We start from the raw sequence: 24014 nt of genomic DNA on the forward strand, positions 1-24014 counted from the left end.
GTCGGGCCCGGGCGACCAAAATCCGTTCGATCCGCGGCCGGTTACAGGATGACCCAGTCGACGAGTCGAAAGCCCGCGTACGAGAGGACGATCGACCCGGCCAGCGAGAGCACCCACGCCAGCACGGTCAATCCCATCTTTCGGGCGCTCACCCCGCCACCGTCGGCGCTCGAGGCGGCGTAGCCACTGCCGATGATGGCGCTGACGATAATCTCGTTGAACGAGACGGGGATGCCGTAGAGCACGGCCGTCTGGGCGATGGCGAACGAGGGGATGAGCGCGGCGATCGACCGGCGGGGCCCGAGCGAGGAGTAGTCCTGCGAAATCGCCTTGATCATCCGCGGAGCGCCCGTCCAGGAGCCGACTAGGAGGCCGACGCCGCCCCCGACCAGCAGCGCCGTGAGGGGAATCTCGAGGTCGCCCGAGAGGGGGAGCAGGGGGCCGATGGCGAGGCCGACCTGACTGCCGCCCGCCGAAAATGCGACCAGTCCCCCGAGGACGAGCAGGAAGTGTCGCTCGCCGCGTTCGATCGCCTCGCGCGTGTCGATCCAGAAGAGGAGCGCCCAGAAGAGAGCGACGAGGGCAGTCACGGCAATGGGTCCGGCGAGCGCGGGGCCGGGAACGGCGTCACCCGCTGCGAGCGCCAGCGACGCGCTCTCGCCAGCCCCACCGAGGGCGGCGAACTCGATGTTCGCGAGGAGAACACCGACGACGCCGGCGAGACCGACGATGAGCGTTCGCTCGGAGACGGGTTCGTCCCGGAGCAATCGGGCGATCAGGTACGCGATCCCGCCGCCGACGAAGGGCGTGAGCAGCCACAGCGCGGCGATCTCCTGATATTTGGGCCAGGCCGGCGCCCCGCCCATCGCGAGACCGACGCCGATGATCGATCCCGTCACCGTGAACGCCGTCGCTATTGGGTAGCCCGCGAAGACGCCAATGGCGACCAGGACGGCGGCGATCGACAGCCCGATGGTCGCGGCGGCCGGCGAGAGGACGACGCCGTCGATGAGTTCCGCACCGACCGCCTCGGAGACGTTCGCTCCCTGCAAGACGGCACCGGCGAACCCGAGTATTCCGACCAGAAATCCCGCGCGCATCACCGAGATGGCGTTCGCACCAACGGCCGGGGCGAACGGGGTGGAGCCGCTCGAGCCAGCACCGATCGCCCAGGCCATGAAGAGGCTAGCGAGGGCGGCGAGGGCGAAGGTCAGGAGGGTCGCGATCTCGACCATTCGTTCGCTATTCGGCCAACCGGTACAAGTGTGTGCCGACCCAGCGGCGTCGCCGGACGCGGCTCGAGGCCGTTCGTGGGCACCTCGTGGTCGGTCAGCGATCGCTACTTATCGGATAATTGCCGGATGGTGGAGGGGAGGGAATGCGCCGCCGTCAGTTCGTCGTCGACCGCGACCCGTCGCTGGGCTCCGGTGGCGGCTCGACGCCCTCGACGGCCTCGGCTCGTTCCGTGTCCTTCTCGGTTTCGACGTGCCAGCGGTCGACCTCGTCCTCGTACTCGGCGAGTCGCTCCGAGACGTCAGACTTGAGGACGTCGTCGTTGACGTTCACCTCGAAGACGAACCGATCGGCATTGCCCCGGCCACTCTGCTGGATGTTCGCACTGACGAGTTCGTTGTCGAAGTAGTACGGCGCGAGCTGGGTCATCACCTTCTGGTAGACGGTGTCCTCGACCCGTCGAATCGCCTTTCGACCGGCGGTGTCGGCTGCGCGCGCGACGTAATCGACTGACTCCCGCCAGCTATCGACGGCCTCGTCGGCCTCGTCGGCCTCGAGGGCCTCGTAGGAGGCGGACAGCTTCTCGCCGGCCGTTTTCAGGTCCTCGTCGGGATTTTTGCCCGCCTTTTCGCCCTTGCCCTCCTCGACGCTGGCCTGCTCAGCCGTCTTCTCGCTGACCTCGGTCTCGAGGCGCTCGTGGGCCTTGGGTCGCCACTCGTCCCATTCGTTGAACGCGCGCGCGAACCGCACGCCAGCGTCGAGGTCGGGATCGTCGACGCCCGTTTCGCGGAGCGCCTGGGTGATTCGCTCGCCGTGCTCGACGACGTCGCCCCAGTCACCACGGACTTTGAATCCCGAAATACTCTCTTCCATTCGGTCGAGCGGTCCTATGTCCCGCTCGGTTATAAACTTCGCCGCCGGCTAGTGTGGGGTCTTCACGCAGCCCCGCCGACGCCTCCATCCCGGCGCTCGTTTCCTTCCTGTAAGACGCACGATGTTCCGACCACAAACGATAGGGGGACGTTGCCCATATCTCCACCAATGGGCTCGGTTTTACACCCGGCCGACGGCTCGGTCGTAGTGTGCGACGAACCGGACAGTGACGACGGGTACGTCCCGCGATGATCGACCCGGTCCTCGCGAGTCGGCTCCAGTTCGCCCTCACGACCATCGTCCACATCATCTTTCCCGTGATGAGTATGGGCCTCGCGCCATTTCTCGTCTACTTCACGTGGAAGGACATTCGAACCGGCGAGGCCATCTACGAGCAGTTGCGCCGGTTCTGGACGAAGATCTTCGCCGTGAGTTTCGTCGTCGGGACAGTGACGGGAATCGTCCTCGAGTTCGAGTTCGGCACCAACTTCGCGGCGTTCTCGACGACCGCCGGCGAACTGTTCGGCGGCCCGCTCGCGCTCGAGGGAATGATGGCGTTCATGCTCGAAGCGACGTTCCTCGGCGTCTTCGTCTTCGGCCGCGAGCGAGTCGGTGACGCGCTGTACATGGTCTCGGCGGTGGCCGTCGGCCTCGGGACGTGGCTGTCTGCCGTCTGGATTCTGATCGCGAACTCCTGGATGCAGACGCCGCGGGGCTACGAACTGGTCACGGAGAACGACCAGGTGATCGTCACCCTAGTCGACCCGATCGCCGCCTACGCCAACCCCCGGTTCCCGTGGATGTTCGTTCACATGCAAAACGCGGCGGTGGAGTCGGTCGCGCTGTTCATGGCCGGCCTCGGGGCGTACTTCGTCTTTCGCCATCACGTGTGGGACTACCCCGTCGAGAACGTCGAGTTCTGGGAGACGACGCTCAAGTTTGGCCTGATCGCACTGATCGTCACCGCGCCGCTGCAGGTGATCCACGGCGACCTCTACGCCCGCCACGTCTTCGAGACCCAGCCCCAGAAGTTCGCCGCGATGGAGGCCGTCTGGGAGACCGACACCTACGTCCCCGAGTACCTCGTCGCGTTCCCGACGAGTCTCACTGACCTGCTCGATCCGCGCGCGAAGAGCGTGTTCGGCATCGGCATCCCGGGCGGGGCGTCGTGGCTCGCCAGCGGTGGCGACCCGCAGGCGACGATTCAGGGCCTCGAGGAGTTCGACGGTCCCCAACCGCCCGTCGCGATCGTCTTCTGGGCGTTTCGTATCATGGTCGCGCTCGGTTTCTGGTTCATCCTGCTGGCCGTCTGGGGCGGCTACCGCTGGTGGCGCGGCGAACTCCTCGAGGACGACCTGCTCCACAAAGCGTTGATGCTCTCGGCGCCGCTCGGGATCGTCGCGGTCGAACTGGGCTGGATCGTCACCGAGGTCGGCCGCCAGCCCTGGGTCATCCAGGACGTCATGCGAACGAGCGACGGCGTCTCGCCGGGACTTACTGGGGCCGAAGCGACGCTGACGCTCGCCGGGTTCGCCGTCGTCTACCTCGGCTTGCTCACGCTCTACGCGTACGTCGTCGCCAGGATCGTTCGCGCCGGGCCGCCGGACGTCGACGGATCCGCCGCTCGAGACGCGCCCGAGACGCCGACATCCGAGGTGAGCGTCGATGACTGACGTCGACGCGCTCGCGGCTGAACCGCTGTTCGGACTCCCACTCGCGGACCTCTGGTTCGGCCTCCTGTTTTTCATCCTCGGGACGTTCCTGTTTCTCGACGGGTTCGACTTCGGCGCCGGCGCGCTGTTCGCGACGCGGGAGGACGATGAGGAGCGCGAACAGCTTCTCGCCGCGATCGGACCGTTCTGGGACGGCAACGAGGTGTGGCTCGTCGTGTTCGGCGGGGCCATGTTCGCGGCGTTCCCGTCCGTCTACGCCAACCTGTTCAGCCGCCACTACCTCCTGATGTTCGCTATCCTGGGCGCGCTCATCGTTCGCGGACTCTCCCCCGAGATGTACGAACAGCGCCACGACGAGACGTGGCAGACCTGGTGGGGGCGGGCGTTCGTCGTCGGCAGCCTCACGGCGCCGTTCTTCCTGGGGATGTTTACGGCGAACTGGCTGCTGGGTGCGACGACGATCGTCACGCTGCCGGGGATTATCGTCGGACTCGCCCTCGTCGCGCTGACCGTCGTCGACGGTGCGGCGTTCCTCCGGCTGAAGACGCGAGGAGACCTGCGCGACGACCTCCGGACTGACGGCTACCGAGCGCTCGGCGCGTACCTCGTCCTGATCGTGGCGACGATTGGCTCCGTCTACGCCGCGGCGCCCGACCTCCGACCAGGCCTGTTCTCCGCGCCGGTGGTCGCGCTCGTCGTCGTGACGCTCGCCCTCGCCGGCGTGTACGCGCTGGCGACGCGGGAGGACCGCTACTACCTCGCCTTTGGCGCCGCCGCGGGGCTCGTCTTCGCCCTGGTCGGCATCGTCGCTGGCCTGATGTATCCGGAAATCGACCGGGCTGGCAGCCTGACGGTCGAGTCGGCCATCGTCTCGACGCTCCCGCTCAACCTCATGTCGATCGGGGCGGCGATCTTGCTCCCGCTGATCTTCGTCTACTTCGTCGTCCTCTACTCCACGTTCAGCGGACCGATCGAAGCGGGTGAATCCTACTGATGAGGAGGGGTCACAACGATCGACGATCGAGCGACCGTCCTGACAGCCGACCGGAATCGGAGTCGCGAGCGCTCGAGTCGTCACCACCACGGCTGGGCTCTCGAGTGCTCCTGACATGGATCGAACTCACCGTCGTCGGCATCACCGGCGGCATTCTCGGTGCTACCGTCGGCGGGCCACCCGGCTTCGTGATCTACCTGACGACGACACTGCTCACCGTCGCCATTATCTTTCACAACGTGAACGAACTCATCAAGGCGTGGCTCCGGAGCGAGCGCGGGGCGCACTAGCTGGTTCTTTTCCAGGCTGAACCGCCGGTCCGGGCGGATTCGGGATCAGTCTCAGACTCAAACTCGGGCCGAAACCGTCCCGACCGCTGCCGGCACCTCGAGCGCGTTTCCACCCATGGCTATCGACGTCGTCGCCTGCGATTTTTCGAGCGGGCGAATCCCCTCGAGCCCCTCGACCGTCGGCGCACCGACGAGTTCGACGCGGCTTCCGTCGACGACGAGCCGATAGGCCCCGGCGAAGGGTTCGTCGTCATCGATTCGGTACGTCGTGCTCTCGGCGTCGACGTCCTCGGCACCCCGGTTCTCGAGCAGGCGCTCGTAAGCGCTGGCGAAGCGGTCGGCGTCCGCCGGCGTGCGGAACTCGAGGGCCCAGACGTGGCCGGTGGCTCCGTCTCCGTCCTCGTCGTCGCCATCGCCGTCCCCGTCCTCGGTCGAGCCGTCGTCTGTTGCCTCGTAGGCGACGAACGTATCGCCGGCCCACCCCGCGGTGGCGGGATGTGAGTAGTTGTACGGCGACAACTCGCGTTCCTCGTCGAGCAGCGAGTGATCCAGAGCCCCGTTGGCCCACAGCGCCCCGAAGAGGGTCGCCTCGCCGACGGTCTCGGTTCGAATGTCGCCGTTGTCGTCGGTGATTGGCGACCACGCGGGGCTCGATCGGTCGTCCACCGCGACGTCGACCGGCCGGCCGTCGGGGTAGCGCTCGGGGTGGACGAGCTGGCTGGTGCTCGTCGGGCGATCGGCGAAGGCGGCGTCGACGGCGTCCCAGCCACCGGCGTCGTAGATCGACTGGACGAACGTCGGTCCCTCGGCGTAGGGTGCATAAATCGAGAGGTAGAGCCCGACGTTCAGCGGCTGGCTCGTTTCGCTGGTACCATCACCGTCGTCATCGTCGTCATTCGATGGTTCGTCACCGCTCTCTGATCCATCGCCTCCCTCGAGACCGCTGTCGTTCGTTTCCGGGAGACATTCCCACGCCGAATCGTCGCGACACCGCTGCTCGTAGCGGTGGGCGAGCAACGCCGCTTCGCCTTCGATGAGCCCGTTTTCCGCGCGGCGTGCGTCGATGGTCGTCCCCTGGCGCTCGAGGCCGAACTGCTGGTCCTGGAGGGCGTGGGCGAGTTCGTGAACGAGCGTGGTACGGTCGATTCGGAGGCGGTCGGCGTCGGGGTCGTCGGTGACGACGACGATTCGCCCGTCGACGTAGAAGCCCAGCACAGAATCGCCGTACAGCGAGTCGAACGCCTCGTTGGCGTCGGTCTCGCCGTCGACGACGAACGCGGCGCGCCAGAGTTCGTTCGTGAACGCGTCGGCGGGCTCGCTCTCGCCGTACCACTCGCGAAGTTCCTCGCGGGACCACACCTCGACCTCGACGTCCTCGGTGTACCGGAGGCCGCGAAGCTCCTCGAGGCGAGCCATCGCGCGGTAGGTGACGGCCTCGAGTTCGTCCCGACTCAGCCGGGCGGGGTCGTCGACCTCGAGCGTGCTCGTCGCGTTGTAGCCGTAGATCGTTCCCAGATCCCGATCGGCGGAGGCGGGCGCGTCGCTCGGCGTCGTCAAGGGGGCCGCACAGCCGGCGAGGACGACGAAGAGGGTGATGGTAACGAGAACGAGGTGGCCGCGCGTTCGCATTTGGTCTTTCGAGGGGAGCCAGCGAGTAAGGCGTTCCTATCGATTCCGACGGACGCGGGCCAGGCCTGCGAACGAGAGGAGCAGGGCGCTCACGGCGGCACCGATCCCGAATCCGGGAATGCTGTCGTCGGTCGACTCATCGTCGCTCGAGTCGTCACCGTCCGCGTCGCTCTCGGAGCCGTTCGAGTCGTTCGAGTCGCCGGTCTCGCTGTCGCCGTCCACGAGCGGGCTCTCGCCGTCCTCGAGCACCTCGACGTCGCCGTGGACGGCCGTCAGGTCGTCGACGGTGGGGGCGGTGACGATCCATAGTCGCTCGTCCTCGGGGTAGATCGTCAGCGCCATGTCGAACTCGGAGCCGTCGTCGAACGTGTAGGTGTGGGCGGTGCCGTCGACGCGCTCGCCGCCCCGGACCTCGATCAGTCGCTCGTAGGTCTCGACGAAGGTGGCGGCCTCGTCGGCGTCTTCCCACTCCAGGGCCCAGACGGTCGCCGTCTCGCCCTCACCGTTCTCGTAGGCGTACAGTTTGTCGCCCTGCCAGCCGTTCGTGGGCTCGAGGTCGTAGTTCAGGGGATCGGTGGTGTCGATGTCGCCGTTCCCGTCGAGGTTCAGCATCGACTCCATGGGGACGACCGGGGACACGGCCGGATCGTAGGTCGTGTCCATGAACATCGCCGAGAGCCCCGCCTGGCCGATCACGTTGTAGTTCGGCCCCTCCTCGAACGTGAGTCGCTCCCAGTCGTCGCTCGAGCGGTCGGATACCTCGAGGTCGTTCGCGTCGAACTCGCCGTAGCGCTCGGGATAGATCACCTCGACGGCGGAGTCCGGCATGTCGTCGTAGAGGGCGTTGACGGCGTCCCAGCCGCCCTCGTCGTACACCGACTGGACAAACGAGGGGCCGTCGCTGTAGGGCTGGAACTGCATGAAGTACAGGCCCCAGTTGGGCGGCACCTGCCCCTGCTCACCCTCGCCACCGTCGCCGCCGTCGTCGAGGATACAGGGCTCGTTCCACTGGTCGTTCTCGCAGTACGCGAGGTACTGTTGTTCCATCCGGTGGGTGTCGCCCTCGATGACGCCCAGGATGGCGTTGTCGCGGTCAGTCGTGTTGCGGACGTACTCCTCGAGCGGGAAGTGCTGGTCTTGGAGGGCGTGGCCGAGTTCGTGGGCCAGGATGGCCTCGTCGAGTTGCAGTTGCTCGCTGTTCTCGGAGATCACCACGATCTCGTCGTTCACGTAGTCGTAGTAGCCGCCGACGGTCGCGCTCCGGTCCGCCTGGCGCACGTCGACCGCGTCTTCGTCGCTGCCGATGAGCAGCAGGGTCTCGAACTGGGCGTTGTCGAACTGCCGGGTTCGCTGGTCGACGTCCTCGTACTGGCCGGCGCTCTCCTCGGCGAACGTCTCGCGGTCGACGATTTCGACCGGCGGCAGCGTCTCGAAGGAGAGACACCGGAGCGCCTCGATTCGAGCGGCCGTCCGGGCGCTGACCTTCTCGAGTTCAACCTGGGTCAGGCCGTCAGAGGCGTCGACCTCGAGTGGCTGGTTGTACCAGTAACCGTCGAACCAGCCGACGGTGTCGTTTCCGCCCGCGGGTGCATCGAAGTCTTCCGGCGGATCCGCGGCGCACGCCTGGACGAGGTCGCCGTCGTCCTGGGCGAGATCGAGGGTCAAGGCCGTCTGCCCCTCGAGTGACGTCCTGTTCGCCGTTGGTCCCTCGAGTACTGCCTCGCTCGCCGTCTCCCCTTCGAGCGTCGTTCCGTCGATCCCGTTGGCGTCCGCAGCGGGGGCGACCGCGCCGACGGTCCCAGCGACGGTCCCCGAGAGGACGATCAGCGCGACGAACGCGGCGACGACCGCAACCCGTGTGTTCCCGATTCCCATTGTGCTCTCTCGGGGCAACGGGCGGATAAAAGTGTCTGTCCATTTTCGGGACGTGGCTCGAAGGAGCGTCCCGGTGACGGGCGTTCGAAACCGCTCGACTCGATTCGACTGGCATACTTCTTTGGTGACCTGTCTCGAAGGAGGAACCGATGGCCAGTAGCACTAAAGTCGTGCTCGCCGCGCTGTTCGCGAACGGGGCGATCGCCGTCCTCAAATTCATCGGCTTCACGCTCACTGGGAGCCCCGCGATGCTCTCGGAGACCTATCACTCGATTTCCGACACCGGAAACCAGGTCTTCTTGCTGATCGGCATCCGCTACGGCGCCCAGGAAGCGAACCGGTCGCACCCGTTCGGCCACGGCAAGGCGCAGTTCTTCTACAGCTTTCTCGTGAGCATCATGCTCTTCGGCATCGCCGGCTGGGAGAGCGCGAAACACGGCTACCAGGCGCTGCGGGCGGGCGAGGTCCACCGGGCGAGCGAACCCGTACCGATACTCGGCGCCTCGGTCGACCCCATCTACGTCAACTACGCGGTCCTGGTCGGGGCGATCGTCTTCGAGACCTACGCACTCTGGAAGGCCTACCAGGGCATCACCGCCCAGATGGACGAACACGGCTGGGAAACCTTACGTGAGGCCTTCCGCAAGACCAGCGACGTGACGACGCTGACTGCTCTCACCGAGGATGCCATCGCCCTCGCCGGCGCCGGCATCGCCCTCTTCGGGATCTACCTCTCGAGAACGTTCGAGAACCCGATCTACGACGCGGGCGCGGCTCTCGTCATCGGTATCTTGCTCATGGGATTCGCGGTCGCGCTGGCCTGGGAGAACAAGCGGCTCATCCTCGGCGAGAGCCTCCCCGAACCCGACGAGGACGAACTTCGCGACATCGTCGCTGGCTGGGACGGTGTCGTCAGTCTGGTCGACTTCCGTACGGTCTACTTCGGTCCCGAGGAACTGCTGGTCACCGCCGACGTCGCGTTCGATCCGACTCTCGATACGGAAACCATCGACGACCGGATTACCGACATCGAGGACGCCCTGCGCGAACACGACGGTCAGATCCAGCGCGTCTACATCGAACCCGAGATGGCGGGACCCGGGTCGGCCTGACTGGGCCCGAATCGTCCTGACTGGACTCGTGTCACCCTGACCGTACTCGAGTCGGGCTGACCGAACTCGTGTTACCCTGACCGCGCTCGAGTCCACTAACTGCACTCGAACCGATTGGACTGCTCGACCGAACGAACTCACGGGCGAGACGAACCCTTTTATCGGATGAGTGCCCAATCATCACTCGTGCCAGGAGTGGGCGAGTACCTGCGCTTTTTCCCGTACGAGGAGCCCTACGAGAACCAGCGCGAGGCAATGGACCGCATCTACAACACCCTCGTGCGTGGGCAGAACGTCCTCTTCGAGGGCGCCTGCGGGACCGGCAAGACCCTCTCGGCGCTCGTGCCCGCTCTCGAGGTGGCTCGCGAGCAGGACAAGACGGTCGTCATCACGACGAACGTCCACCAGCAGATGCGCCAGTTCGTCGCCGAGGCCCGGGCGATCACTCGCGAGGAGTCCACCCGCGCGGTGGTCTTCAAGGGAAAGTCCTCGATGTGTCACATCGACGTCGGCTACGAGGAGTGCCAGACCCTGCGGGACAACACCCGCGCGCTCGTCGAGGCCGAGAGCGACCACGCCCAGCTCGAGCGGCGCCAGCGCGACCTATTGGCCGAGAGCCAGGCGGGCAGCGAGTCCGCTGCGGACGCTCGCGCGGCCGTGATGGACGAACTCGAGAACCTCGAGGAACAGATCGAGGATCTGGGAGAGGCCAACGTCTGTGACCACTACCGCAACAACCTGCTCGATACCGAGGCAACCGACGAGTTCTTCGGCTGGCTGTTCGAGGACGTCCGCACGCCCGACGAGATCTACGAGTACGCCGACGAGCGCGAGCTCTGTGGTTACGAACTGCTGAAGGAGGGCCTCGAGGGGGTCGACCTCGTGGTCTGTAACTACCACCACCTGCTCGACCCGATGATCCGCGAGCAGTTCTTCCGCTGGCTCGGGCGCGATCCGGATGACGTCATCGCCGTCTTCGACGAGGCGCACAACGTCGAGGACGCCGCGCGCGACCACGCCAGCCGCGCCTGCTCGGAGCGAACCTTCGACAGCGCGCTGGACGAACTCGCCGAGACGGACGACCCGCGAGCCGACGACGCCGCGAACGTGCTCGAGGCGTTTCGCGACGCACTGGTCGAGACCTACGAGGACAGCTTCGGCTTCGGCCAGCGCGAGTCGGTCGGCAACAACTGGGAGGACGTCCCGATCAGCAACGAGGGCCGCCGGGACGACCTCACGCTCGCCTTCCTGCAGGCATATTCGGGCCAGGGAATCGAGGGCGACCTCGAGGCCGCGCGCAAACTCGGCCAGCAACTCGACGAGGAGTACGAGGAGGCCTACCGCGAGGGCGAGACCGCGACCCGAACCGAGTGCCAGACCCTCGAGGCGGCCGGATTCGTCGCGGCCTGGATGGACGAGGGGACTGACCAGGGGCTGTACCCCGTCGTCTCCGTCCGCCGGGACGCGGGCACCGACGAGGTCTACGGCCAGGCGGAACTGTACAGCTGTCTCCCCCGCCACGTCACCGGACAGCTCTTCGAGGCCGTCTCCGGGACAGTCCTGATGAGCGCGACCATCCAGCCCTTCGAGGTCACCGAGGACGTCCTCGGCCTCGAGGAGTGCGTGACGATGGCCTACGGACTGCAGTTCCCGGAGGATCGCCGACGAACCTACGCCGTCGAGACGCCCGCGCTGTTCGCCTCCGCCCGCGACGACCCCGAGGTCCAGACCGAGGTCGAGGAGGCCATCTACGACGCCGTCCGGATGACGCCGGGCAACACGCTCGCGTTCTTTCCGAACTACGGCGAAGCCGCCCGATACGCCGAGCGCCTCGAGTCACGGACCGACGCGACGGTCTACCTGGACGAGCCTGGCGTCGGCGCCGAGGAACTTCGCCAGCAATTCGTCGCCGACGAGCACGCCGTCTGCTGTACCTCGCTCTGGGGGACCCTCGCCGAGGGCGTGAGCTTCGACGGCGACGACGCCCACACGGTGCTGGTCGTCGGCGTCCCCTACCCGCACCTCGACGACCGCGCCGAGGCGGTCCAGGAGGCCTACGATGTCGCCTTCGAGGGGACCGACACGGGGTGGCGCTACGCCGTCGAGATCCCCACTGTTCGGAAGACCCGGCAGGCACTCGGGCGGGTGATCCGCTCGCCCGAGGACGTCGGCGTCCGCGCCCTCCTCGACCGACGCTACTCGAGACGCGCCAAATCCGACCTGGGAACCTACAGCGTCAACGGTACGTTCCCGCACGAGGAACGAGAAGAACTGCTGGACCTTGACCCCGAGAAGCTCAAGTTCGCGATGATGAACTTCTACGGCGACCACGATCGGTACGCGGGGGAGCCACCGGCGCCCTGAGCGGGTCGCGGGCTCCCACGGCCTTTCGCAGTTTTTCGTGCTCTCTCGCGGGTTCAGGACCGTACTCAAGCTGGCAACGAAATCCGACTCACGGGCAGGCGATACTGGCCGTCGAAGAACTCGAGTTCGCTCACGGTCCACGTCACCTGGTCAATCTCGCGGTCGGCGAGTCGGCGGGCCGTCTCGAGATCGCCGCCCCGGGCCAGCGTCACGTGTGGAACGTAGTCAGGTCCCTCGAGTCCCTCCACGGGGTCGAATACCTCGGCGAGGTCGCGGTGAATCTGCTCGAGGCCGGGGCTCTCGACGGCGAGGTAGACCACAGGCGCCGAGCCGAGCGGCGGCTCCGCGAAGTAGTCGATGCCGGTGATCGCGGCCTCGACCGCGGGGGCGCCCTCGAGGGCGCGGTGAGCGCGGTGCTGGAGGCGGTCGACCTGGGGGGCGTCGCCGAGGCGTTTGAGCAGGAGGGAGTGGTCGTCCCGCACGGTGTCGAAGCCGACCAGCGACGGATAGAGGTCGGCCGCGAGCGCCCGAACGCGGCCGGGAACGGGGACGTTGACGCTGTACACTGGTCTGGGGTACTCTCCGGGGCGGTATGAGCGTGGCGGTGTTCGGTGGACGATCGCTCAAAACTATACTTTGTATAGCAGGTGCTCGAGAGGAGAGGGGGGATGGGATCGAACGTTCCACACCGATCGCGAGTCTACCGTGGAAAACGTCGAGAGAATGAGGAGAAGAGCGCCGCTCGAGTGGGCGCAACCGGTTCCGGGTCGGAAAGACCTATTTGTCCGGCCCTGCCAATGGTGAACGATGGATGCGAGGGAGCACCGGGCGCTCCTCGGAGTGCTCGTCGTGCTCGGGTGTCTGTGCGCGGGATTTCCATCGATCGCTGTCGCCGACGGCGGCGACCTCGAGGCCGAAGCGGGTGCACGTCTCGGCCTGGACGGTTCGACTGACGCCGGGATGACAGCTGGATCGGTGAGCGATGCGACCGTTCTAACGGAACCGTCGGTGGAGTCACTCGAGAGTACTGCGCTCCAGGAGGACTCCAACGAGACGGACGACGCGAACGATACCGGAGACGCCAACGAGAGCGACGATACGGGTGGAAACGCGGCCAACGAGACTGACGGTACCACGGCCAACGAGACGGGTAACGAGAGCGTGATTACGGGAGCGACGCCGCCCGGCTACGATGAACTCACGATTGAGGTGACGGTCCACGAGAACGGATCGGCCACCTGGACCCTCGAGTACCGGTACCGACTCGACGGCGATGAAAACGCCACCGACCGCTGGGAGTCGGTCCGGTCGACGCTCGAGGCGGAAAACGAGACGTACCTCGAGAACGTCGAGACCAACTGGTCAGAGCGGGTCGACGCCGCCGCCACGGAGACGGGCCGGGACATGACTGCCAGCGGCTACCGCGTCTCGCTCGAGGAGACGTCGACGCCTCAGGAAACCGGCTACGTCCGCGTCCAGTTCCTGTGGGAGGAGTTCGCGAGCGTCGAACTCAACCACCGGATCAGGATCGGCGACGCCTTCGGGCATCTCGAACTCGACGACCGTACGCAGTTGATCGTCACCTGGCCGGCGGACTTCAGTGCCCAGACGATCGAACCGTTCCCCAACGATCGGCGCGAGCAGGCGGCGATCTGGAACGGCGACGAGACGGATTTCCTTGAGGACGAGCCATTTATCGAACTCATGGTGCAGACCTCGGAGTCGTCACCGCCCGAACCGGACGACCAGTCGTCTCTCCCGCTGTCCTGGCTGGCGGCCCTCGGACTCCTCGTCCTCGCGATCGTGGCTGTGGTGGGTTGGCTCACCCTGCGGAACGGTGATTCCACTGACTTCCCGATCGGGTCCTGGAAGGAGCAACCCGAACCGGAACCGTCCGAACCGGAGTCGACGCCTCGACGCCAGCAGCCGACGCCGCCGGACGCGTTACTGAGCAACGAAGAACGCGTCGTTCGCCTGCTCGAGCAACACGGCGGCCGAATGAAACAACAGGAGGTGGTTTCCACGCTCGAGTGGACCGAGGCGAAGACCAGTCAGGTCGTCAGCGGCCTCCGCGAGGAGGGGACGATCGAGGCGTTCCGGATCGGTCGGGAGAACGTGTTGACGCTCGCCGACGAGGCCGAGTCGGCCAACGGCGTCGCCGCGAACGGATCGGACACCGGCGAAACGTAACATTTGCCCACCCAGTAGCCTTTAATAGCTCGAGTATCGTACGTTCGTCCAGATGAGCGCAGTCGCCACTACCGTTCTCGCTGTCCTCGGTAGCGCGAGCGCCGTCGCCCCGCGACGACGACCGGGCCTCTAGGCCCACTACTACTTCATCCCCAGATTTCGGTATTGCTCAACGTTGCAGGATTTCCTGTTTTTCCCGGTTAGCGTCCGCTCCACTCTTAATTTACAATATTTAAACCAACGAATTTAAGTCCCGTAGCCGATTGTACTCGAGTACGATATGACACGCGTTGCACTCGCGTTCTCGGGCGGACTGGACACGACCATCTGCGTCCCGCTGCTCGAGGAAGAATACGGATACGACGACGTCATCGGCGTCACGGTCGACGTCGGTCAGCCCACTTCGGAGTTCGCCGAAGCCAAAGAAACCGCCGAAGCCCTCGGTCTCGAGCACTACGTCGTCGACGCGCGAGCGGAATTCGCCCAGCTCTGTCTCGATGGCGTTCGCGCGAACGCGACCTACCAGGGCTACCCGCTCGGAACCGCACTCGCTCGCCCCGTGATCGCCTCGAAAATCCTCGAGGTCGCCGAGGAACACGGCTGTACGGGCATCGCTCACGGCTGTACCGGTAAGGGCAACGACCAGCTCCGGTTCGAGGCCATCTGGCGCGACTCGGACCTCGAGGTCATCGCGCCTATCCGCGAACTCGGGCTCACGCGCACGTGGGAACAGGAGTACGCCGCTGAGAAGGGCCTGCCCGTCGAGGGCGGCAACGAGGGCGACTGGTCGATCGACACAAACCTCTGGAGTCGCTCGGTCGAGGGCGACAAACTCGAGGACCCCAGCTACGTCCCACCCGAAGACATCTACGAGTGGACCCAGGAACCCACCGGTGAGACCGAACTGATCGAGATCGAGTTCGAGGAAGGCTACCCCGTCGCCGTCGATGGCGAGGCGATGGACCCCGTAGCCCTCATCGAGCACCTCAACGAGGTCGCCGGCGCCCACGGCGTCGGTCGCACGGACGTGATGGAAGACCGCATGCTCGGACTCAAGGTCAGGGAGAACTACGAGCACCCCGCGGCGACGACGCTGCTCAACGCCCACGAGTCGCTCGAGGGTCTCGTCCTGACCCAGGAGGAGCGTCAGTTCAAACGGCAAGTCGACCAACAATGGGCCCAGAAGGGCTACGAGGGCCTGGTCGACGCCCCGCTCGTGAGCGCGCTCGAGGGCTTCATCGCCGAGACGCAGAAGCGCGTCACGGGCACGGTGACGATCAAGTTCGAGGGCGGCCAGGCTCGCGCGGTCGCCCGCGACAGCGAGTACGCGGCGTACTCGGCGGCCCACGCCTCCTTCGACACCGAGACCGTCGGCAAGATCGACCAGGAGGACGCGACGGGCGTCGCGAAGTACCACGGGTTCCAGCGCCGCCTGGCCAACAAGTCGCTCGAAGGCGAGGGCGAGGGTGAGAGCCTCGAGATGGCGACCGACGGCGGGGCCGAGACGACCGACGAGTGAACATGTCCGGAGAGGATTCCCTGCAGGACGACACTGACGCGCCCCGCTCGAGTTCGACCGACGAGAGCGACGCCGACAGCGTCGTCCGCCGCGACCGCTTCAGCGGCGGCCCCGCGCGAGGGTTCCTCTCCTCACTGGCAGCCGACGAGCGCATTTTCGAAGCGGACCTCGCGGTCGACCGCGCCCACGTCGTGATGCTCGCCGAGTGCGGGATAATCGAGGACGACACCGCGGCCGACATTCTACGCGCGCTCGACGCCATCGAGGTCGACGGGCACGCGAGCCTCCCCGACGGCGAGGACGTCCACGAGGCCATCGAGACGGCCGTCATCGACGAGGTTGGAGCCGACGGTGGGAAGATGCACACCGCCCGTAGCCGTAACGACGAGGTCGCGGCGTGCATCCGGTACCGCCTCCGCGAGGACGTCCTCGAGGCGCTCGAGGCGACGCTCGCGCTGCGCGAGGCGCTCGCAGCGGTCGCGAGCGAGCACGTCGAGACGACGATGCCCGGCTACACCCACCTCCAGCCCGCCCAGCCGACGACGGTCGCCCACTGGGCGCTGTCCTACGAGGGGACGATTCGCCGTGACACCGAACGCCTGCTCGAGGCCTACGCGCGGATCAACGTCTCGCCGCTGGGCGGGGCCGCGTTCGCGGGGACGACCTTCGATATCGACCGCGAGCGGACGGCCGAGTTGCTCGGGTTCGACGGCGTGATCGAGAATTCGATGGACGCGTCCTCGAGCCGGGACTTCCTGCTCGAAACCGTCCAGGCGCTGTCGACGCTGTCGACGACGCTGTCGGGGTTGGCCGAGGACGTGATCCTCTTCGCCAACCGCGGCTTCGTCGACCTCTCGGACGATTATTCCTCGACGTCGTCGATCATGCCTCAGAAGAAGAACCCGGACACGCTCGAACTCGTCCGCGCGGTCGCGGGCGACGCGGCCGCCGGGGTGCAGGGCCTGACGACGACGCTCAAGGGACTCCCACGCGCGTACAACCGCGATCTCCAGCGGGCTACCCCGCACGCGTGGTCGACGGTCGACGCCGTGCTCGAGGCGACGCGCGTAGGGGCCGGCGCGGTCGCCACCGCGGACTGGAACGAGGACGCCCTCGCCGCGGAGGCGGGAGCCGGCTTCTCGACGGCGACCGGCGTCGCGGACCTGCTGGCCGCGAAGGGGGTGCCATTCCGGACGGCCCACGAGATCGTGGCCGTCGCCGCCGAGAACGGGGCCGACTACGGCGCGATCGAGGCGGCCGCCGGGGACGTGCTGGGCGAACCCCTGGACACCTACGCCGATTCGGCCGAGGTCCAGTCGGCGCTCGACCCCGCGGCGAGCGTGGCCAGTCGCGACTCGACGGGTGGGCCAGCGCCCGACGCCGTCGAGTCCCAGCTCGAGTCCGCTCGCGACGCGCTCGAGAGCCACGAGGCGGCCGTAGGCGACCTCGCGACTGCTCTCGAGATCGCCCACGACGAGCTACGGTCCGAGGTGATGACGTATGCGTGAGCGTCGCCCCCTCCGACCTGTCTCGGCGGTGCGGTCGCCGCGATCGCCGCCGCCGTCCCCGCCAGGGGACACTATACTATTTCGATGACATTCGAAACAAGATTTGCGGGAAAACAGTATTTTGATACCGTTAGACGGAAGTATAGTAGTATATTTTCCCTGATAGGTTCGAAGGGTTTAAGGTACGTCGTCTCCGAGAGGGGAGTACAATGACAGAATGCGTCGAGTGTGGGGCGGATCTGACCCTGCACGACGATCTGGAAGTCGGAGAAATCGTCGACTGTACCACCTGCGGAGCCGAACTCGAAGTCATCGACACCGAGCCGCCAGTCCTCGAGCGAGCCCCCGAGCTCGAAGAGGACTGGGGTGAGTGACCTTGCACGTAGGAATCCTCTACTCCCGGATCCGCAAGGACGAGAAGCTCCTCCTCAACGAGCTTCGCGAGCGCGGCCACGCAGTCGAAAAGATCGACGTGCGCAAGGAAACCTTCGACGTCGCCGAGGCCAGCGAGACGTTCGCCGACCTCGACCTCGTCGTCGACCGCTGTCTCGCCACCAGCAGGAGCCTCTACGCCACGCGCTTCTGTGAGGCCTACGGGGTCCCCGTGGTCAACAGCAACGAGACGGCCGAAATTTGCGCCGACAAGGTGAAGAACAGCCTCGCGCTCGAGTCCGCGGGCGTCCCCACGCCCGCAACGAAGGTGGCGTTCACCAAAGAGAGCGCCCTCGAGGCCATCGAGAGCTTCGGCTACCCCTGCGTCCTCAAGCCCGTCGTGGGTTCGTGGGGGCGCCTGATGGCCAAGATAGATTCGAAAAGCGCCGCGGAGGCGATCCTCGAGCACAAGGCGACCCTGGGCCACTACGAGCACAAGGTGTTCTACGTCCAGGAGTTCGTCGAGAAACCGGGCCGGGACATGCGCGTCCTGGCCGTCGACGGCGAACCCGTGGCGGCGATGGCTCGCTCCTCGGACCACTGGCTCACCAACGCGGCCAAGGGCGCCACGACCGAGCCCTTCGAGCTGGACGACGAAGCGCTCGATCTGGTCGAAAAGGCGAGCGACGCCGTCGGCGGCGGCTTGCTCGGAATCGACCTCATGGAAACAGGTGATTCGTACACCGTCCACGAGGTCAACCACACCGTCGAGTTCAAGGCGCTCAACGACGCCGTCGACGTGGACGTTCCCGGGACCGTGGTCGACTGGCTCGAGGCGAAAGCCGAGGCCGAGGCCACGACCGACGAGGACGGGGCGAACGACGCCGAACTCGAGGTGACGCTCTGATGGCGACGGGCGCACAAGCTGCGGACGACGCGACCGCGATCGACGCCGAGACCGTCACCGCCTCCGTCGTCGGTGGTACCGGCTTCACGGGCGGGGAACTCCTCCGCCTGCTCGCCGGCCACCCCACCTTCGAGATCCAGCAGGCCACGAGCCGCTCTGCGGCGGGAAAGAGCGTCGGCTCGAAGCACCCGCCCCTGCGCGGGAGCGACCTGCGCTTCAGCGACCCCGAGGACCTCGAGTCCGTCGACGTGCTCTTCACGGCGACGCCACATGGCGTCTCGATGGACCAGATCGACGAGTTCTTCGACGTCGCGGACACCGTCGTCGACCTCTCGGCGGACTTCCGTCTCGAGAGCGAGGAGCAGTACGACGAGTGGTACGACGGGCACACGAGTCCGGAGTACCTCGAGCGCGCGGAGTACGCCCTCCCCGAGATCAACCGCGAGAACCTCACTGGCGCGGACCTGATCGCCGGCGGGGGCTGTAACGCCACCGCCACGATCCTGGGACTGTACCCCCTGTTCGAGCACGGCATCCTCGAGGGAGGAGAGCAGGTCGTCGTCGACGTAAAAGTCGGCTCCTCAGAGGGCGGCGCCGGCGGTGGCGAGGCCTCCTCCCACCCCGAACGTTCGGGCGTCGTCCGCCCCTACGCGCCGACGGGTCACCGCCACGAGGCCGAGATCGAGCAGTTCCTCGGCACCTCGGTGGCGTTCACCTGCCACGCGGTGGACATGGTTCGCGGCGCGAGCGCGACGAGTCACGTCTTCCCCTCGGGCCCGGTTTCGAAGGGCGACCTCTGGACAGCCTACCGCGAAACGTACGAGGACGAACCGTTCGTCCGCATGGCCGCCGGCGGCTCGGGCGTCTACCGCTACCCCGAACCCAAAGCGGTCGCGGGGACGAACATCGCCGAGGTCGGCTTCGAACTCGACCCCTCGAACAAACGGATCGTGGTCTTCTCGGCTATCGACAACATGATGAAGGGCTCGGCTGGCCAGGCCGTCCACGCCGCGAATATCGCGCTGGGGCTCGAGGAAACCGCGGGGCTCGAGTTTACGGGATTGCATCCCGTGGGGGCGCCCTGAGATGGCCGTCGTAGTCAAGATCGGCGGCGCTCGCGCCGTCGACCCTACGGGAGCCCTGGCGGACGTGGCTCACCTCACAGCCAACGGCGAACAGGTCGTCGTCGTTCACGGCGGCTCGACGGCGGTCGACGAGACCCTCGAGGACCTCGGCGAGGAACCGACCTACGTCGAGACCCCCGGCGGCGTCGTCGGACGCTTTACCGACGAGCGTACCATGGACGTGTTCAAGATGGTCATGCCCGGGAAGCTCAACACCGACCTCGTCGAGGCCCTGCAGAACGAGGGTGTCGACGCGGTCGGCCTCTCGGGCGTCGACGGCCAGTTGCTGTCCGGGAAACGGAAGTCGGCCGTCCGCGTCCAGGAGGACGGCAAGAAGATGATCAAGCGCGGCGACCACTCCGGGACCATCGAGGACGTCAATGCGGACCTCCTCGAGACCCTGCTCGCGGGCGGGTACGTCCCCGTCGTGGGCGGACCCGTCCTCGGTGCCGAGAAGGACGGCGGCTACACCGCGGTCAACGCCGACGCCGACCGCACGGCAGCGGCCGTCGCGGGGGCGCTCAAGGCCGACCTCGTGCTCCTGACGGACGTCTCGGGGATCTACGCCGACCCCGAAGATGAGTCGACGAAGATCGACGAAGCGACGGACGAAGATTCGTTCGCGGCCGTCCAGGACGCCGCCGAGGGCTTCATGACGAAGAAGGTAATGGCCGCGAAAGAGGCCCTCGAGACCGGCGCGAGTTCGGTCGTCGTCGCGGACGCGAACGTGAACGACCCCGTCTCGAACGCGCTCACGGGTCACGGATCGACGATCACCCCTGGAGCGCTGGGGCTGGGGCTCGACGGCGGCGCAGACGGTGGCGACACGGACGATAGCGAAACTGACGATACCGACGCGGACGAGAAGGCGGCGCTCGAGGTGACCAACCAATGAGTGGGTTCGTCTTCTCCGAAAAGCCAATCTCGATCGCCTCGGGCGAAGGCGCGTTCCTCACGAGCGAGGACGGCACCGAGTACCTCGACCTCGGTGCGAGCTACGCCTGCACGCCGACGGGACACTGTCACCCGCAGGTAGTCGAGTCGATTCAGGAGCAGGCGGGCGAGTTACTCTACGTCCAGGGTTCGTACCCGGTCAAGTCCCGGACCGACCTCCACACCAGGCTGGCCGCGCTCGCCCCCGGCGACCTCGAGAACGTCTGGCTCTGTAATTCGGGCACCGAGGCTAACGAGGCGGCGCTGAAGTTCGCCCGGAGCGCGACCGGCGGGACGAAAATCGTCGCCGCCAAGCGCGCCTTCCACGGCCGGACGGCGGGAACGCTCTCGGCGACGTGGAAACCGAAGTACAAGAAGCCCTTCGAACCGCTGCTCCAGGACGTCGAGTTCGTCACCTTCGGTGACAATGCGGAACTCGAGGCGGCCGTCGACGACGACACCGCCGCGGTGATCCTCGAGCCGATCCAGGGCGAGGGCGGCATCCACCCCGCGCCGGCGGGCTACCTCGAGGCGGCCCGCGAGGTCACCGAGGCGACGGGGACAGCGCTGATCTTCGACGAGATCCAGACGGGACTCGGCCGGACCGGGACGGCGTGGGCCTGTCAGAACGAGGCCGTCGGGGGGCCCGTCGAGCCCGACATTCTCACGACCGCAAAGGGGCTCGCCAGCGGGCTCCCGATCGGGGCGACGCTGTGTGCCGACTGGATCGCCGAGGACGCCGGTCCACACGGCTCGACGTTCTCCGGGAATCCGCTCGTCTGTGCGGCCGCGAACGCCACGATCGACGTCCTCGTTGACGAGGATTTGTCGACCAACGCCGTGGAGGTTGGTGACTACCTGCAGAGCGAACTCGAGGCCTCGGACGTTCCCTTCCGAGACGTCCGCGGCGAGGGCCTGATGCTCGGCCTCGAGGTGAAACGTGGGGCCAACCGCGTGCTGCGCGACCTCGCCCTCGAGCACCAGATACTCGCCTTGCCAGCGGGCCGAAGCGTCGTTCGGTTGCTCCCGCCGCTGGTTCTCGAGCGCGAGCACGCCGACGACGTCGTCGACGCACTGGCGGAAATTCTCACACCCACGGCAGAGCAATGACTCGAGACATGGAAGAACAATGACGCAGGCCACACCAGAGAGGGACACGAACGAAGTGGACGAAGCCGACGAGGGCGCGACCACTCCCGTCGACGAGGCCCACGAGGTCGACGGAACCGAGACGAGCACCGACTTCGACTCGAGCGCGGTCACTCGAGCGGCGGCTCGCGAACTGCTGATCGACCTCGTCTCGACCCCCTCACCGTCGGGTGAGGAGGACGAGGCCGCCGCGGTGCTCGTCGACTTCTTCGAAGCCCACGACCGGGAGGTCTGGATCGACGAGGTCGGCAACGTACGGGCGCCGGCCGACGACGCGGTCCTCCTGACCTCCCACGTCGACACCGTCCCGGGAGAGATTCCGGTTCGGGTCGAATCGGCGAGCGATGAGGACGTAGATGCCGACGTCGCGACCGCGGGCGAGGACGTCCTCTGGGGCCGTGGCAGCGTCGACGCCACCGGCCCGTTGGCCGCGATGGCCGTCGCCGCCGTCACCACCGGCGTCTCCTTCGTCGGCGTCGTCGGCGAGGAGACGGACTCGCGGGGTGCGCGCTACCTCGTCGCCAATCGAGAGGCTCCCGATGCCGTGATCAACGGCGAGCCTTCCGGGGTCGACGGCATCACGCTGGGCTATCGCGGCTTCCTGGCCGGCACCTACGTCGCCACCAGCGAGTCCGGTCACACCTCCCGGCCCGAACCCAACGCCATCCAGCAGGCGACCCGCTGGTGGTCGGCCGTCGAGGACGCCTTCGAGTCCGACGATTACGAACCGGTGTTCGAGCAGGTGACCGCCAAACCCGTCTCGCTCGAGGGCGGCACCACCGAAGACGGTCTCTCCGTCGAGGCGACCCTCGAGGCACAACTCCGCATCCCGCCGAGTCTCGACGCCGACAGCGTCAGGGAGACCGCAGAGGCCGCCCTCGAGGTCGGCACCGTCTCCTGGAAGGAGCCGATCCCGCCGGTGATGGAGAGTCCACGCACCGAAATCGCACGGGCGTTCCGCGTCGCGATCCGGCAGGAAGGCGGCGAGCCGAGACTCCTCCGGAAGACCGGAACGAGCGACATGAATCTCTACGCCGGCGCGTGGGACTGCCCGATGGTCACCTACGGTCCCGGCGACTCGGACCTCGATCACGCCCCCGACGAACGGCTCTCGCTCGCAGATTACGAGCGCTCGATCGCGGTCCTCGAACGCGTCGGGAACACGCTCCGGGGGGAGGACGCGTGATGACGGGCGACTCGAGTCGTCCCGCCCACGCGAGTCGCACGGCGGCCGGAAGCGAGGGCGACGTGCGCCACCTGCTCGACGTGGACGACCTCTCTCGGGAGGAGCTGTTTACCGTCCTGGACCGGGCGGCCGACTACAAGCTCGCCCAGGCGCGCGGCGAGGGCCACGCCGACTTACCGGGGAAAACGCTGGGCATGCTCTTTCAGAAGCCCAGCACCCGGACGCGCGTCTCCTTCGAGACGGGGATGACCCACCTCGGCGGTCACGCCATCTTCCTCGGAGCCGACGACATCCAGCTGGGTCGGGGCGAACCACTCAAAGACACGTCGAGGACCCTCTCGCGGTACGTCGACGCGGTGATGGCCCGGGTGTTCAAACACGAGAATATTCGGGTGATGGCCGAGTACGCGGACGTCCCAATCGTCAACGGGCTGACCGACGACGCCCACCCGTGCCAGACGCTGGCGGATCTCCTGACGATCCGGGAACGCTTCGCCGACCTCGATTCCGTCTCGGCGACCTGGATCGGCGACGGCAACAACGTCGCCCAGTCGTTCGTCCTCGGCTGTGCACTCGCGGGAATCGACCTCACGGTGGCGACGCCCGAGGATCACGGCATCGACGAGGCCGTCCTCGAGCGGGCGGCCGATCTCGGGACGGCGCCGACGGTTACGCACGATCCCGTCGAGGCGGTGACGGACGCGAACGTCGTCTACACCGACGTCTGGGTCAGCATGGGTCAGGAGGACGAACGCGAGATTCGCCTCCGGGCGTTCGAGGGGTTCCAGGTCAACCAGGAACTGCTCGAGCACGCGCCCGAAGCGGCCGTGATGCACTGTCTGCCGGCCCACCGCGGCGAGGAGATCACCGACGCCGTCGTCGAGAGCGAGCGCTCGATCGTGTTCGATCAGGCGGAAAATCGGCTCCACGCCCAGAAGGCGGTGTTGAGCTGGTTGCTCGAGTAACTCGAGCGGTGCAGTCTCTTTTCCATCCGCGCTCGAACGGTGCGAGGCTGCAGTCGACTGTTGGTGGACGAACCCCTGTGCGACCAGCAGCGGGCGGAAAACGAGAGGTGGAGACGTT

General features: G+C 66.7%; 20 protein-coding genes. 15 read left to right on the forward strand and 5 right to left on the reverse strand.

Annotated features, from left to right (window positions below):
- Positions 1-41: 41 nt before the first annotated feature.
- Entirely contained in the window at positions 42-1235 is a 1194-nt protein-coding gene (locus AC6I65_RS02620) for an inorganic phosphate transporter (protein ID WP_497902536.1), read from the reverse strand.
- 154 nt (positions 1236-1389) lie between these two features.
- Complete coding sequence (locus AC6I65_RS02625) at positions 1390-2106, reverse strand: DUF5828 family protein (RefSeq protein WP_497902537.1); 717 nt, start codon at positions 2104-2106, stop codon at positions 1390-1392.
- 248 nt (positions 2107-2354) lie between these two features.
- Here AC6I65_RS02625 and AC6I65_RS02630 point away from each other — a divergent pair, with 248 nt between their 5' ends.
- Genes AC6I65_RS02630 through AC6I65_RS02640 form a run of 3 tightly spaced genes read left to right on the forward strand, consistent with a single transcriptional unit; the run spans position 2355 to position 5063 of the window.
- Complete coding sequence (locus AC6I65_RS02630) at positions 2355-3779, forward strand: cytochrome ubiquinol oxidase subunit I (RefSeq protein WP_497902538.1); 1425 nt, start codon at positions 2355-2357, stop codon at positions 3777-3779.
- Positions 3772-4773 (forward strand): cytochrome d ubiquinol oxidase subunit II, encoded by a 1002-nt coding sequence (gene cydB / locus AC6I65_RS02635; RefSeq protein WP_497902539.1) that lies wholly within the window; start codon positions 3772-3774, stop codon positions 4771-4773. Before AC6I65_RS02630 ends, cydB begins: the two co-directional genes overlap by 8 nt.
- A complete protein-coding gene (locus AC6I65_RS02640) occupies positions 4773-5063 on the forward strand; it encodes a hypothetical protein (protein ID WP_497902540.1) in 291 nt (96 codons plus the stop codon). The genes cydB and AC6I65_RS02640 overlap by 1 nt, the downstream gene beginning before the upstream one ends.
- Positions 5064-5120: 57 nt before the next feature.
- Here AC6I65_RS02640 and AC6I65_RS02645 read toward each other — a convergent pair whose 3' ends face one another.
- Positions 5121-6692 carry an Hvo_1808 family surface protein gene (locus AC6I65_RS02645; protein WP_497902541.1) on the reverse strand — a complete coding sequence of 524 codons (1572 nt, stop codon included), beginning with the start codon at positions 6690-6692 and terminating at the stop codon, positions 5121-5123.
- 36 nt (positions 6693-6728) lie between these two features.
- The gene (locus AC6I65_RS02650; RefSeq protein ID WP_497902542.1) at positions 6729-8567 is read right to left on the reverse strand and encodes an Hvo_1808 family surface protein; all 1839 of its coding nucleotides are present in this window, start codon (positions 8565-8567) and stop codon (positions 6729-6731) included.
- Positions 8568-8716: 149 nt separating this feature from the next.
- Between AC6I65_RS02650 and AC6I65_RS02655 the strand changes: the two genes are divergently transcribed.
- Both AC6I65_RS02655 and AC6I65_RS02660 read left to right on the forward strand, forming a co-directional pair.
- Positions 8717-9679 (forward strand): cation diffusion facilitator family transporter, encoded by a 963-nt coding sequence (locus AC6I65_RS02655; protein ID WP_497902543.1) that lies wholly within the window; start codon positions 8717-8719, stop codon positions 9677-9679.
- 255 nt (positions 9680-9934) lie between these two features.
- A complete protein-coding gene (locus AC6I65_RS02660; RefSeq protein ID WP_497903147.1) occupies positions 9935-12043 on the forward strand; it encodes an ATP-dependent DNA helicase in 2109 nt (702 codons plus the stop codon).
- Between the two features lie 65 nt (positions 12044-12108).
- Here AC6I65_RS02660 and AC6I65_RS02665 read toward each other — a convergent pair whose 3' ends face one another.
- On the reverse strand, positions 12109-12609 hold the full coding sequence (locus AC6I65_RS02665; protein ID WP_497902544.1) for a 2'-5' RNA ligase family protein: 501 nt from the start codon (positions 12607-12609) through the stop codon (positions 12109-12111).
- A gap of 241 nt (positions 12610-12850) precedes the next feature.
- Here AC6I65_RS02665 and AC6I65_RS02670 point away from each other — a divergent pair, with 241 nt between their 5' ends.
- From AC6I65_RS02670 to argF, 10 genes are all read left to right on the forward strand, one after another.
- Entirely contained in the window at positions 12851-14233 is a 1383-nt protein-coding gene (locus tag AC6I65_RS02670; RefSeq protein WP_497902545.1) for a helix-turn-helix transcriptional regulator, read from the forward strand.
- Positions 14234-14513: 280 nt separating this feature from the next.
- The gene (locus tag AC6I65_RS02675; RefSeq protein WP_497902546.1) at positions 14514-15752 is read left to right on the forward strand and encodes an argininosuccinate synthase; all 1239 of its coding nucleotides are present in this window, start codon (positions 14514-14516) and stop codon (positions 15750-15752) included.
- 2 nt (positions 15753-15754) lie between these two features.
- Complete coding sequence (gene argH, locus AC6I65_RS02680) at positions 15755-17260, forward strand: argininosuccinate lyase (RefSeq protein WP_497902547.1); 1506 nt, start codon at positions 15755-15757, stop codon at positions 17258-17260.
- A 209-nt stretch (positions 17261-17469) separates the two neighbouring features.
- Positions 17470-17634, forward strand: coding sequence for a lysine biosynthesis protein LysW (lysW, locus tag AC6I65_RS02685; RefSeq protein WP_253432542.1), 165 nt, complete (start codon positions 17470-17472; stop codon positions 17632-17634).
- Entirely contained in the window at positions 17631-18539 is a 909-nt protein-coding gene (gene lysX, locus AC6I65_RS02690) for a lysine biosynthesis protein LysX (protein WP_497902548.1), read from the forward strand. Before lysW ends, lysX begins: the two co-directional genes overlap by 4 nt.
- Positions 18539-19624 (forward strand): N-acetyl-gamma-glutamyl-phosphate reductase, encoded by a 1086-nt coding sequence (gene argC / locus AC6I65_RS02695; protein ID WP_497902549.1) that lies wholly within the window; start codon positions 18539-18541, stop codon positions 19622-19624. The genes lysX and argC overlap by 1 nt, the downstream gene beginning before the upstream one ends.
- A 1-nt stretch (position 19625) precedes the next feature.
- Complete coding sequence (locus tag AC6I65_RS02700; protein ID WP_497902550.1) at positions 19626-20558, forward strand: acetylglutamate/acetylaminoadipate kinase; 933 nt, start codon at positions 19626-19628, stop codon at positions 20556-20558.
- The gene (locus AC6I65_RS02705; protein ID WP_497902551.1) at positions 20555-21706 is read left to right on the forward strand and encodes an aspartate aminotransferase family protein; all 1152 of its coding nucleotides are present in this window, start codon (positions 20555-20557) and stop codon (positions 21704-21706) included. The genes AC6I65_RS02700 and AC6I65_RS02705 overlap by 4 nt, the downstream gene beginning before the upstream one ends.
- Before the next feature lie 19 nt (positions 21707-21725).
- Positions 21726-22931 (forward strand): [LysW]-lysine hydrolase, encoded by a 1206-nt coding sequence (locus tag AC6I65_RS02710; protein WP_497902552.1) that lies wholly within the window; start codon positions 21726-21728, stop codon positions 22929-22931.
- The gene (gene argF, locus AC6I65_RS02715; protein ID WP_497902553.1) at positions 22931-23896 is read left to right on the forward strand and encodes an ornithine carbamoyltransferase; all 966 of its coding nucleotides are present in this window, start codon (positions 22931-22933) and stop codon (positions 23894-23896) included. The genes AC6I65_RS02710 and argF overlap by 1 nt, the downstream gene beginning before the upstream one ends.
- Positions 23897-24014 lie beyond the last annotated feature (118 nt).

Source organism: Natronosalvus sp. KLKA75 (assembly GCF_059736265.1).